A 12,080-nucleotide genomic window follows, 5' to 3' on the forward strand; every position below is an offset into this window, starting at 1 on the left:
CGGCCGCCGGGGAATCCGCGGCGGAGGCGTGACCCTGGTGGGTCTCCGACGCCGGCACCGACGTGGCCGTCATGGACGTCGACGGCATGGCGTCGCACATACGGCCGAACCACACTCCCGCCCAGACGGGCACGAGGAGGGTGCCGACCGCGAGGATCGCCAGCGCGCGACGAAGGGACCGGTCCATGGGGGAAGCGTAGCGGGGTGGGCGCGGAGATGGAAGCGCTGATCCGCGACCTCGAAGGCGGCAGGTAAGGGACCTCCCGGCCGCCCGCCTCAGACGTCCCGGTAGATCTCCGCGCCCGACTCCACGAACTCGCGCGCCTTCTCGTCCAGACCCGCCTCGATGGCGTGCACCGTCTCCAGCCCCTTGGCCCGCGCGTAGTCGCGCACGTCCTGCGTGATGCGCATCGAGCAGAACTTGGGCCCGCACATCGAACAGAAGTGCGCCACCTTGGAGGATTCCTTGGGCAGCGTCTGGTCGTGGAACTCGCGGGCACGCTCGGGATCCAGCGCGAGGTTGAACTGGTCGTTCCAGCGGAACTCGAAGCGTGCCTTGGACAGGGCGTTGTCGCGGATCTGCGCGCCGGGATGCCCCTTGGCCAGGTCGGCCGCGTGGGCCGCGATGCGGTACGTCACGATGCCTTCCCGGACGTCGTGCTTGTCGGGCAGCCCCAGGTGCTCCTTCGGGGTGACATAGCACAGCATGGCCGTGCCGTACCACCCGATCATGGCGGCTCCGATCCCCGACGTGATGTGGTCGTACCCGGGCGCGATGTCCGTGGTCAAGGGCCCCAGCGTGTAGAAGGGCGCTTCGTCACACCATTCGAGCTGCTTGGCCATGTTCTCCTGGATCATGTGCATGGGCACGTGTCCCGGGCCTTCGTTCATGACCTGCACGTCGAACGCCCATGCGCGTCGGGTCAGCTCACCCTGGGTCTTCAGCTCCGCGAACTGGGCCTCGTCGTTGGCGTCCGCGATCGAGCCGGGTCGGAGCCCGTCGCCGATCGAGAAGGACACGTCGTAGGCCGCCATGATCTCGCAGATGTCGTCCCAGTGCGTGTACAGGAAGTTCTCGCGGTGGTGGGCCAGACACCACTTGGCGATGATCGAACCGCCGCGCGAGACGATGCCGGTGGTGCGCACGGCCGTGAGCGGCACGTAGCGCAGCAGCACGCCCGCATGGATCGTGAAGTAGTCCACACCCTGCTCGGCCTGCTCGATCAGCGTGTCGCGGAAGATCTCCCAGGTGAGCTCCTCGGGCACGCCGCCCACCTTCTCCAGCGCTTGATAGATGGGCACGGTACCGACGGGCACGGGGCAGTTGCGCAGGATCCACTCCCGGGTCTCGTGGATGTTCTTCCCCGTGGACAGGTCCATCAGGGTGTCGGCGCCCCAGCGCGTGGCCCACACCATCTTCTCCACCTCCTCGGCGATCGAGGAGGTGACGGCGGAGTTCCCGATGTTCGCGTTGATCTTCACCTTGAAGTTGCGGCCGATGATCATCGGCTCCAGCTCCGGGTGGTTCACGTTCGCCGGGAGGATGGCCCGGCCGCGGGCGATCTCGTCCCGCACGAACTCGGGTGTGATCACGTCCGGCACGCGGGCGCCGAAGGGCTGGCCCGGATGCTGCGCGACCAGGCGCGCCCCCGACTCCGTGGCGGCCACCCGCTCGCGCAGCTCCGCGATCCGCTGGCTCTCCCGCACGGCCACATACTCCATCTCCGGCGTGACCACACCGGCGCGTGCGTAGTGCATCTGTGTGACGCGCCGGCCCGCACGAGCGCGGCGGGGCGTCCGCCGCAGCTGGAAGTGGAGGTGACGCAGGTCCGGATCGCTCCCCCGCTCCTGCCCGTAGCGACTCGTGGGTCCGTCCAGCGTCTCCGTGTCCGCGCGCTCTTCGATCCATCCCTGGCGCAGCGCGGGAAGCCCCCGGGTCAGATCGATGGCGGCGTCCGGGTCGGTGTAGGGGCCCGAGGTGTCGTAGAGCGTGACCGGCGGGTTCTCCTCGGCGCCGAAGGAGGACGGGGTCGGGTCCAGCTCCACCTCGCGCATGGCCACGAGGAGATCCGGACGACTGCCCGGGACGTGGATCTTGCGGGAGCGGGGAAAAGGACGCGTCACCTCTTCGTTGAGCGCGGTGACGTGGTCGAGAACGTGGGTGTCGCGCGACATGCGGAGCCTCGCTTCCCTACGCCGGTGCGAGCCGGTTCAGGTTCGAAGGGTGTGATCTCAGCCCCGGTGGATCCGAGGCACCCCCAGCAGGTCCAACCTAAGGGGACGACGCCTTCGCGTCAGCCGCACGCCGCTCGCGCCACGCGCCCAGGGAGGTGAGGGCCAGGATCAGGGCCGTGAGGGGAAGCACGAAGAACAGCAGCGCGGCCCGGTAGCCGCCGAAGAGGGCGTGTCCGGTGGCGTCGAGGATCAGATACAGCAGGTAGACGCCGTAGTACAGCACGAAGACCACGCCCTCCCGGCGTGAGATCTCGAGCCGGGTGAGGAAGATCGGGAAGCAGGCCACGGCCACGCCCAGCAGCACCGGGAAGTCGAAGGCGAGGACGGGATCCGGCACGTCGATGCCGCCGGACTGGATCGTCGCCGTGCCTCCGAGCACGAACAGCAGGTTGAACAGGTTGCTTCCGAGCACGTTGCCGACGGCGATGTCGATCTGGCCGCGCAGGCTGGCGACGACCGACGTGGCGAGCTCCGGCAGCGAGGTGCCGCCGGCGACGATGGTCAGGCCGATCAGCAGCGGGGAGACGCCCCAGCTCTCGGCGATGCGGACGGCCCCCCACACGAGTGCCCGGGAGCCGCCGACCAGGAGCACCAACCCGCCCAGGACCAGGAGCACCGAGACCCGCATGGGAGCGCCCGGCGCGCGGGCGGAGGAGGCCGCCGGGTCCACGGCGGCCGCGGGGACGTGCCCCGGTATCGGCCGGGCAGCTTCGCCGGCTCCGCTCTCCCTCTCCTCGCCGGTCCCTTCCACCGCGGCGGTCGTGCCGGCCTCCTCCTCCGTGGATCCCAGCATGAACAGGGAGTATCCGACCATCCCCAGCAGCAGCAGGATGCCGTCGGCGCGGGAGACGACGTGGTCGATCGCGAGCGTGTAGGCGCCGACGGACGCCACCAGCACGAGCGGCACCTCGAAGCGGACCAGGCTGGCCTGCACCCGCAGCGGGGCGAAGGTCGCGGCCAGCCCGAGGATGAGGAGGGTGTTGAAGACGTTGCTCCCCAGCACGTTGCCCAGACCGACCGACCCCTGGCCCGCGAACGCCGCCTGGAGGTTCACGGCCAGCTCGGGTGCGCTGGTGCCGAAGGCGACCACGGTCAGACCGATGACCAGCGGCGTGACCCCGAAGCGGGCCGCCAGACGGCTCGCCCCCCGAACCAGCACCTCGGCACCGAGGACCAGGACCACGAGACCCAGGCCCACCATCGCGAACGCCATTCCCATGGCGCGCCTGTACCCCGCTGTCGCACGGGGATTCCTCGGAACGCGCGGGCTGGATGCGACGAAGGCCCCGGCGGATGCCGGGGCCTTCGAAACCTCTGCTCCTGCGCGGACGTCACCGCCCGGCAGGCGACCGGTCACTCAGGCATCGAGCGGACCTGCATCGAGAGGGAGTACATCGCGGGCCATCCGCCGAAGAGCATTCGCCGCACGAATGTTTCCTTCACCCTCGGCACGGCCGGCCGCTCGAAGCAGGTACCGGATTCGGTCTTCAGTCTTCATCATCCTCCTCCCCGCCCCTCGCATCGGTTCCAGTCCCACCCGGGGCGTCCGTCCTTCGTCCGCCTCGGATGACCCGACGATGCACCCGGTTCCTACGTTCGACGTGTGCGTCCGGTTTCAGGCCCACGAGTGACTCGACCCAACCTCGTCCCGGGCCCCATCTGCACCGTCACTTCCTTGGATACGCCGGCGGCCGGATTGGTTGCCGTGCGTCCGGCTCGCCCGGCGGCGCCGCTTGGCACGCGCCAGCCCCGCCCGCCCGGCGGTGGAGGCGGCGGGACGGGGCCGAGGCGGACGCGCCTTGCGCGTCGTGTGGTCCTGGCACGACAGCGCCCGCGCGCCCCTGCCCACCGGCACTTCGTGACGGGCGCGAGGGGAGGGCGTCCGCCGGGCGGACCGGGCGGCCCGTGGACCCGATGGCGTAACCCGCACTCCACCAGGAGGTTGCGCGATCGGCACCGCCGACCGCCTCTCCCGTTCTGGACGCCGCGCACCCTGGCAGATCGCGGCACGGATGTGGCAGGATGCCCGAACCGCCCGAGGCGGTCGGTCCACATCGGTCGCTCGCACTCCACACCCGGATTCCCCCGGCCCCCCCACGGGACCAGGGTCAACTTCCAGGGTCTTATGCTTCAGGAACGTGGTTCGTTCGGCCGACGTGGCTTCAGCGTCCTCGAGACGCTGACGGCCCTCTCCATCGGCGTCGTGCTCGTCTCCCTCTCCGTCCGCGCCTCGACGCCCGTGCGCGAGAACGTGGCCGTCCAATCGGCCGATCAGGCCTTCCGCGGCATGTTGGCCCGGGCCCGCTCCCAGGCCATCGAGCGGGGCGAGAATGCCGTGCTCCACCTGGACGCGGGCGGCGACAGCGTCTGGATCGAGCGCGGCAACCAGGTCGTCGAGGGATTCCGGTTCGATCACGAGCTGGGCGTCGACGTGCAGACCGCGGGCAGCGTGGATCTGTGCATGACGCCTCGCGGAACCGCCGATCCCACCTGCGGGACCGGCACGGTGATGACGATCCGCTTCCAGCGGGGCGCTGCGAGCAGCGCCCTGCAGGTGCTCCCGCTCGGTCAGATCATCGGGACATGAGGGCGCACGGCACCGCATCCCCGGATCGCGGCGGCTCCCAGGCGGGCTTCACGCTACTGGAGCTCATGGTGGGCCTCGTGCTCTTCTCGTTCGGCACGCTGGGACTGGCCGCGATGACGGTGGGGCTGCAGCGGCAGACCACGCTGGCCCAGCTCCGGACGGAACGGACCGCGGCCGTGGTCGCCGCGGTGGAGCGGGTCCGGTCGTTCGACTTCGATTCCCTGACGGCGGGCTCGCAGGCCGCGGGTCCGTACAAGGTCAGCTGGTCGGTGGCGCCGACCGGCCGGTATGTGAAGCAGGTGCGCGTGATCACGGTCGGCCCGGGGCTCGCGTACGGGCCGCAGGGCGCGTTCGTGGATCCGGCCCGTGCCGACACCCTCGACTACCCGGTGCTCAAGCCGTGAACCGATCCGGCTTCTCCCTCGTCGAGCTCCTCGTGGTGTCGGCGGTGGGCGGGCTGCTGCTCGTCGGCGTGTACGGCACGCTGGCCGCGCAGCGCCACGCCTTCACGCTCCAGAGCAGCCAGGTGGAGACGCAGCAGTCGGCGCGCGCAGGACTCGACGTGCTGCTCACCGAGCTGCGCTCCCTCAGCCCGGGTGGCGGAGACGTGGTCTCCATGGACGACGACTCCATCACGGTGCGGGTCATGCGCACGGCCGGGCTGATCTGCGATGTCACCTACGGGGGCACGCCCGTCCTCACGGCCCTCCCGGTGGGTGCGCCGTTCCGGCCGGGCGACTCGCTGTTCGTCTTCGCGGACGGCGATCGCGACGTCGCCGCCGACGATGCCTGGATCGCCGCTCGCGCCGGCCCCGTGGACACGCTCGGGGTCTGCAACGGCGCGGTCGCGCAGCGGATCGACCTCCCCGGCGCGGGTCCGGCCTTCGCCGCCGATTCGGTCCGCTCCGGCGGTCTGGTCCGGGCGTTCGAGTGGCGCTCCTATGGGCTGGGGCTCTATGGCGGGCACACCTACCTGGGCACCTGGACGCCGGGGACCAGCTTCACGCCGCTCGTGGGTCCCCTCGACGCCACGGCCGGCCCCGCCCTGCGGCTCGACTACTACGACGCGCTCGGCAATCCGGCGCTGACGCCATCCGCCGTGCACCGCATCGATGTGCTGGTCCGCGCCGCGTCCCCGGCCATCACGGCCGCGGGCGCGCCGCTCGTGGACTCGCTCGTGGCCACCGTCTTCTCGCGCAACTGATGCCGATGACCGCCGCCGTTCCCGCCTGCGCGCCCCGCGATCGCTCGGACCGGCGCGGCTTCGTGCTGCCGGCCGCGCTACTGGCGATCGTGATCCTGACCATCGTCACCACGGCCGGCTTCTTCTCCGTGCAGCAGGAATCGCGGATCGGGGCCTCGGGGGAGCGGGCCGCGAAGGCACTCTACCTGGCCGAGCAGGGACTCACCGAGGTCCTGGGCGGGTGGAGCAACGCCTCGGCGTCCGCCCTGCCGGTCTGGGGCACGGCGCAGTTCGCGGACACGACCTCCGCCGGCATCTGGTCGGTGACGCTCACACGGGGCAGCGAACGCATCTTCTACCTGGACGCCACGGGCACGGTGACCGACGGCGGCGTGTTGTACACGGGCGCCCAGCGCCGGATCGGGATGGCCGCGCGCATGAGCCTGCCTCGCCTGGACCCGCGGGCGGCGGTCACGACCACCGTGAACGTGTCCGTGCAAGGGCAGGCGGAGGTGCACGGGGAGGATCAGATCCCTCCCGGGTGGGGGGGGGTCTGCAGCGGCACGCTCGCGAACCGCGGCGGGGTCCTCATGCAGGACACGACCACGGTGTCGAACGGCGGTCAGAGCCAGCTGACCGGAGCCCCACCGCTCCTCGAGGATCCGACGCTCGGACAGCACACCTTCACCCAGTTCGGGGACATGGATTGGCCGGAGCTGGTGTCGCTGGCGTCCAAGGTGTACGGGGGCGGATCCCTCGCCCGGTTCGGGGCCCAGCTCGACCCGGTCGGGGGCTGCGACTACGGACACACACAGAACTGGGGCGATCCCGAGAATCCGGGCGCGCCCTGCGGTGGGTACTTCCCCGTCGTCTATATCGCCGGAGACGCCACGCTGCAGTCGGGGACCCGGGGACAGGGCATCCTGCTGGTGGAGGGAGACCTGGTCGTCCGTGGGGACGTGCTCTTCAACGGCCTGGTGATCGCGCAGGGTGCGTACGACGCGGAGGGTGCCGACAACCGCATCTACGGCGCCGTGATGGCCAACAACGTGGACATCGAGCAGACGAGCACGCTCGGGCGGTCGGGTGTCGACTACTCGAGCTGCGCCGTGGAGCGCGCGCTGCTCAACGCGACGGAGCTCGATCGCGCGCGTCCACTGTCGCAGCGGGCGTGGGTGGATCTTTCGGCGCTACCGGCGAGCTGAGCCGCACCACCCGGCTCGCCATCCGGTTCATCCGCAGCTCGATCCCACCGGGGCCCGGTCGGCTGCGCATCGCGACCAGCGTGACCCAGCCGAGCCCGCTGACGGTGATGCCGAGCGGCACCAGCACCATCCCCGCGAGGATCCCGAAGCTTCCGGCGGCGAAGACCATCACGCCGAACCCCAGGATCGCCAACCCCGCCAGCCCCAGCCCGAGCGCGCCCAGGCCGAACAGCGCCCGGAGCGCCCGTGCACCTGCGCCGTCCCCGCCGTGCTTGTGCACCAGGATCACGCCGAGAAGCAGCGCGAAGCCCGCCCAGATGAGCCGCTCCAGGGGCGACGCCAGGAAGATGGCCACGACCGCGAAGGCGGCCGCGACTTCGAGGACGTACCAGCGGAACATCGCACGCAGGAGATCCATGGCACCGGTGGGCTGGACCGGTCCGTCGCAGCGCGGCTACGCCCGCGGGAGTCGGTCGCCACCTGGCGCCGTTGCAAGGCGGGCGCCGTGATGGACCCGTGCCACTGCAGAGCGCGCCCTTGCGGATCGCGCGCCCGACGTCAGCCGGTGTCCAGGGCCTGCAGCCGCGCCAGCACGTCGGTGCGCCGCTCCTCCGCTTCGTCGAGGCCGTAGAACGTCGCAGACGGCAGGATCAGCTCGTACAGGCGAAGCGCCCGGATCCAGGCACCGTGCGCGGTGTCCGGATCTCCGGCGGCGTCCGCGCCGAGACCCTGGATGTAGAGCGCCTCCGCCAACACCCAGGCGCGGGTCGGATCGACCTCGCCGCCGCCGAGGATCATCAGCTCCAGCGTCTCCGGAGAGGCCCGGAGCGCCAGGTCGGCGTCCAGGCCCACGCCCTGCAGGGCGCGATCCAGCTCCGCGCGTACCTCGGCGGGGTCGACCGGCCCTTCCAGGATCCGCCGACGCAGCTCCGCCAGCGCCCGTCCCATCTGCTCGATGAGACGCAGGATGTAGTCACGCTGGGGCACGGATCCGCTACCGGCGTCCGGTCCAGCCGGGCCCACGCAGGGCCCGTCCCGGCGTGGCTCCCGTGTGGCTGCCGTCGCGCACCACCGGGACGCCGTTGACGAGCACGTGCAGGATGCCCGTCGAAAGCTGATGGGGATCCTCGTAGGTGGCACGATCCGACACGGTCTCGGGATCGAACACCACGATGTCGGCGAAGAACCCCTCCGTCAGCAGCCCCCGGTCGCGGATCCGGAGCCGCGTGGCCACGGCGGACGACATCTTGCGCACCGCGTCCTCGAGCGGCAGGACGCCTTCGTCGCGCACGTAGCGGCCCAGGATCCGCGTGAAGGTCCCATAGGCCCGCGGATGCACCAGGCCATCGGCCGCGTCGGGATCGACGCCGCTCGCGTCGGTCCCGAACTTGATCCACGGCTGCTGCAGCTGCAGACGCACGTTGTCTTCGTCCATCATGAAGAAGATCGTGCCGATCCTCTGCTCCTCGGACAGCACGAGATCCATGGCGGTGTCGATCCAGTCGCTGCCCATCATCGTCGCCACCTCCGCGAGCCGGCGCCCGACCAGGCCGCGGTTGCCCTCGCGCTCGAAGCCGAGGAGCAGGACGCCTTCCGGCGTCGCCAGCTCGCAGAGGTTCTCCCAGCTGCCGTCGTTGGCCCGGATCTCTTCGCGGATCCGCGCCCGCACGTTCTGGTCGCGCAGGTTCTGGAGGAGCCGCCCGTCCGCCGAGACCCACGGCGGAAAGCAGGCGGTCAGCCCGGTCCCGCCCGCCACGTACGGGTACATGTCCGCCTGGACGTCGAGGCCGGCCGCACGCGCCGAGTCGATCCGCGCGATGGCGGCCGCGGCTTTGCCCCAGTTCCGGCGGCCCGCTGCCTTCAGGTGGTAGATCTCGACCGGGACGCCACCGCGTCGGCCGATCTCGATGGCTTCGTCGATGGCCTCCAGCAGTCGATCCGCCTCGGAGCGCATGTGGGTGATGTAGAGGCCCCCGTACGGTGCCATGGCCCGCGCCAGCAGCGTGAGCTCTTCGGTGCCGGCGAAGTTGCCCGGCGGATAGATCAGGGCGGACGCGAGCCCGAAGGCGCCGTCGCGCATGGCATCACGCACCGCCTCCTGCATGGCCTCCATCTCGGATTGGCTGGCCGCGCCCATGGCCAGCCCGCGCCCGAACGTCCGGATGGTGCTGGCGCCGACGAAGGAGCCGACGTTGGTGGAGACTCCGTGCTCCTCGATGGCGCGTAGCCAGGCGTCGAAGCCACGCGGCCCCTCGAAGCGGCGCAGGCGGGCCACGGCCGCGCTGTCGCGGACGCCCCCCGCCTCGAGGATGCGCTCGTTGACCGGCGCGTCGGTGCTGCCCTCGCCGAGGATCTCCGTGGTCACGCCCTGCGTCACCTTGCTCACGAGGCGCCCGTCGCCCCGTAGCACCGCGGACCGCGACTGGCCCTGGATATCGATGAAGCCCGGTGCCACCACGAGCCCCGTGGCGTCGATGCGGTCGCGCGCCGCCACGTTGCGCAGCATTCCCGGCGGCGCCACGCGCACGATCCGATCGCCACGCACGGCCACGTCGCCATGGAACCAGGCAGCTCCCGTTCCGTCCACGATCCGTCCGCCTTCGATGACCAGATCGTAGCTGCCCCCACCGCTACGGGGCGCCGAAGTCTGCGCGGGATCGGAGCCCACGCCCATGGCGGCGCACGCGGACAGGAGGAGCAGGACCGGGAAGAGCGCGAAGCGCCGGAGAGGAGCGTTCATCGGAAGGGCGGCTGGGGAGTCCGGTTCGTGGTCCCCGCACTATCGACCTGCGGGGCGGCCTTCGGCAACCCTGCGGACCGCGGGTGACCCCTTCCGAGCGTCTTCTGCGCCAGTGGGCATGAGGACCCCCGATCGCTCCCCCCTCCCCCCGCGGTCCTCCGAACATCCCGTGCGCCCGCACCGTCTGGAGGGACGAACCCATGGCGACATACCGCGACATCGTTCCGGTCAAGAAGAAGGTCGAAGACGAGCTCCTGGCCCGCCCCGGCGTCACCGGCGTGGACGTGGGCACGAAGATCAAAGGCGGCGAGGATACCGGACAGCTCGCCATCCGGGTCTACGTCGCCGAGAAGAAGGACGTCTCGGCCAAACAGAAGATCCCGGCCGAGGTGGAGGGCATCCCGACCGACGTCATCCAGCTCACGTTCAAGCCCACCCCGGCCATGCAGCGCCTGACGGAGTTCGGGCCGCAGGTGGACGCGACGCAGTACGCCACCCTGGAAGGCGGCATGAGCATCGGGCCCTGCCGTTCGCTCTATCTCGAGCCGCCCGAGGTGCCGACCGCGGGCAACTATGTCTTCGTGGGTACGCTCGGCTGCATCGTGGAAGACGTGGCGAGCGGGGACGCGATGATGCTCACCAACTTCCACGTCGCTGCGCTCGACAACGGGTGGACCGTGGGAGACACCATCGCGCAGCCGGGTGTGCCCGACGGCGGCAGTTGCCCGACGGACGTCACCGGCACGCTGCAGCGCGCCGTGATCGCGGGCACCACGGCGGGAGGCAATCCCGGTGTGGACGGCGCGGTGGTCCGCATCAACGGCCGGCCCCACCGGTGCTCGATCCTCGACATCGGCGACGTGGCCGGCACCGCCGTGGCCACCAACGGAATGAACGTGCGCAAGCGCGGTCGGACCACCGAGCTGACCCAGGGCGTCGTCCAATCCGTCAACGCCACCATCGTGGTGCCGTACGGCGATGGGATCGGGGACGTCACCCTGCACGACCAGATCCTCATCCGCGGCACACCGCAGCCCAACGGCGTCTTCGGGCTGGGCGGCGACTCCGGCTCCGTCGTGGTCAACGGAGACCGCGAGGTCGTCGGTCTCTACTTCGCCGGGAACGACGCGGCCCCGGGCATGCCCGAAGGGGTGATCGGGGTCGCCAACCCCATCGCCGCGGTGCTGGCGGCGTTGAACGTGCGCATGTGCGTGCCCAAGGCCAAGGAGAAGCTGGAGAAGTTCGAGAAGGCCGAGAAGCTCGAGAAGATCGAGCTGAAGTTCGAAGGCAAGCACGAGCTGAAGGAGGTCCTGGAGAAGCACCGCTTCAAGGACGTCAAGGACCTCATCAAGGAGATCCGCAAGGAGTTCAAGGAGCCCAAGGAGATCTTCGAGGGCGGACCCAAGGAGTTCTTCGAGAACGATCCCAAGGGGATCGTGGAGGACAAGCCGGGCGAGTTCCCGGGCCTGCCCGGGGGTCCGGGCGGTCCGTTCGGACGTGGCTCCGACCTCGAAGCACGCCTCCAGGCGCTCGAGCAGGCGCTGGGGCTGCTCGGCCCCTCCGCGACCAAGCCGCCGGCCCGGGAGCTCAAGGCCTTCAAGGAGAAGCCGGAGAAGCGGGAGATCAAGGAGTGGAAGGAGTTCAAGGAGCCGGTCAAGGAGAAGCTCGAGAAGCTGGAGAAGCCGGAGAAGTTGGAGAAGCCCGAGAAATCCGAGAAGCTGGAGAAGCCCGAGCGCAAGGAGCTCAAGGACCAGCGCAAGGAGTTCAAGGAGTGGAAGGAGCCCAAGGAGCTGATCGAGGAGAAGGCGCTCGACAAGCCCGGTGAGGGACCGGGCCCTCTGCTGGGCGGGGGCAGCGGCGCCCCGACGGGGGACCCACTCGAGGAGCGCCTCGCGCGCCTGGAGGCTGCGCTCGGCAATCTGGCCCACTTCATCGGTCCGGAGCTGCGACCTGACCTCAGCGCGGGCGCGCTCCACCAGGAGCCGGACGCGCAACGCGCGCGGCGCGGGCGCCTGCAGAAGGACGCCACGGACAGCAAGCAGGCCAAGGACCAGAAGGACGCCGAGAAGCTCGGCGAACGCTGACCCGACGTCGGGGAGGCGGTCCCATCGGACCGCCTCCCCCTTCGCC

General features: G+C 70.5%; 10 protein-coding genes and 1 riboswitch. Of the genes, 5 read left to right on the forward strand and 5 right to left on the reverse strand.

Annotated features, from left to right (window positions below):
* Nucleotides 1–276 precede the first annotated feature (276 nt).
* Nucleotides 277–2,175: a phosphomethylpyrimidine synthase ThiC gene (gene thiC / locus R3E98_16695; GenBank protein MEZ4425036.1), complete on the reverse strand. Its 1,899-nt coding sequence runs from the start codon at nucleotides 2,173–2,175 to the stop codon at nucleotides 277–279.
* Nucleotides 2,172–2,270, reverse strand: a riboswitch (TPP riboswitch). (Overlaps the previous gene by 4 nt.)
* A 2-nt stretch (nucleotides 2,271–2,272) precedes the next feature.
* Nucleotides 2,273–3,454, reverse strand: a complete 1,182-nt coding sequence (locus tag R3E98_16700) for a calcium/sodium antiporter (protein MEZ4425037.1) — start codon at nucleotides 3,452–3,454, stop codon at nucleotides 2,273–2,275.
* A 906-nt stretch (nucleotides 3,455–4,360) separates the two neighbouring features.
* On the opposite strand from R3E98_16700, the gene R3E98_16705 reads away from it, so the two are divergent.
* From R3E98_16705 to R3E98_16720, 4 genes are read left to right on the forward strand one after another with little or no spacing between them, the layout of a single operon-like run.
* On the forward strand, nucleotides 4,361–4,822 hold the full coding sequence (locus R3E98_16705; protein MEZ4425038.1) for a hypothetical protein: 462 nt from the start codon (nucleotides 4,361–4,363) through the stop codon (nucleotides 4,820–4,822).
* The gene (locus R3E98_16710; GenBank protein MEZ4425039.1) at nucleotides 4,819–5,226 is read left to right on the forward strand and encodes a prepilin-type N-terminal cleavage/methylation domain-containing protein; all 408 of its coding nucleotides are present in this window, start codon (nucleotides 4,819–4,821) and stop codon (nucleotides 5,224–5,226) included. The genes R3E98_16705 and R3E98_16710 overlap by 4 nt, the downstream gene beginning before the upstream one ends.
* Nucleotides 5,223–6,026, forward strand: coding sequence for a prepilin-type N-terminal cleavage/methylation domain-containing protein (locus R3E98_16715; GenBank protein ID MEZ4425040.1), 804 nt, complete (start codon nucleotides 5,223–5,225; stop codon nucleotides 6,024–6,026). The genes R3E98_16710 and R3E98_16715 overlap by 4 nt, the downstream gene beginning before the upstream one ends.
* Nucleotides 6,026–7,210 (forward strand): hypothetical protein, encoded by a 1,185-nt coding sequence (locus R3E98_16720; protein MEZ4425041.1) that lies wholly within the window; start codon nucleotides 6,026–6,028, stop codon nucleotides 7,208–7,210. Before R3E98_16715 ends, R3E98_16720 begins: the two co-directional genes overlap by 1 nt.
* Here R3E98_16720 and R3E98_16725 read toward each other — a convergent pair.
* The 3 genes from R3E98_16725 to R3E98_16735 form a co-directional block, all read right to left on the reverse strand.
* On the reverse strand, nucleotides 7,131–7,628 hold the full coding sequence (locus tag R3E98_16725; GenBank protein ID MEZ4425042.1) for a hypothetical protein: 498 nt from the start codon (nucleotides 7,626–7,628) through the stop codon (nucleotides 7,131–7,133). The two genes, R3E98_16720 and R3E98_16725, sit on opposite strands and share 80 nt — an antisense overlap.
* A gap of 140 nt (nucleotides 7,629–7,768) precedes the next feature.
* A complete protein-coding gene (locus R3E98_16730) occupies nucleotides 7,769–8,197 on the reverse strand; it encodes a hypothetical protein (GenBank protein ID MEZ4425043.1) in 429 nt (142 codons plus the stop codon).
* 7 nt (nucleotides 8,198–8,204) lie between these two features.
* Nucleotides 8,205–9,950 (reverse strand): D-aminoacylase, encoded by a 1,746-nt coding sequence (locus R3E98_16735; protein ID MEZ4425044.1) that lies wholly within the window; start codon nucleotides 9,948–9,950, stop codon nucleotides 8,205–8,207.
* A gap of 200 nt (nucleotides 9,951–10,150) precedes the next feature.
* Between R3E98_16735 and R3E98_16740 the strand changes: the two genes are divergently transcribed.
* Nucleotides 10,151–12,034, forward strand: a complete 1,884-nt coding sequence (locus R3E98_16740; GenBank protein MEZ4425045.1) for a hypothetical protein — start codon at nucleotides 10,151–10,153, stop codon at nucleotides 12,032–12,034.
* The last annotated feature ends 46 nt before the right edge of the window (nucleotides 12,035–12,080 follow it).

This window comes from Gemmatimonadota bacterium (assembly GCA_041390125.1).
Taxonomy (GTDB): Bacteria; Gemmatimonadota; Gemmatimonadetes; order Longimicrobiales; family Gaopeijiaceae; genus JAGQIF01.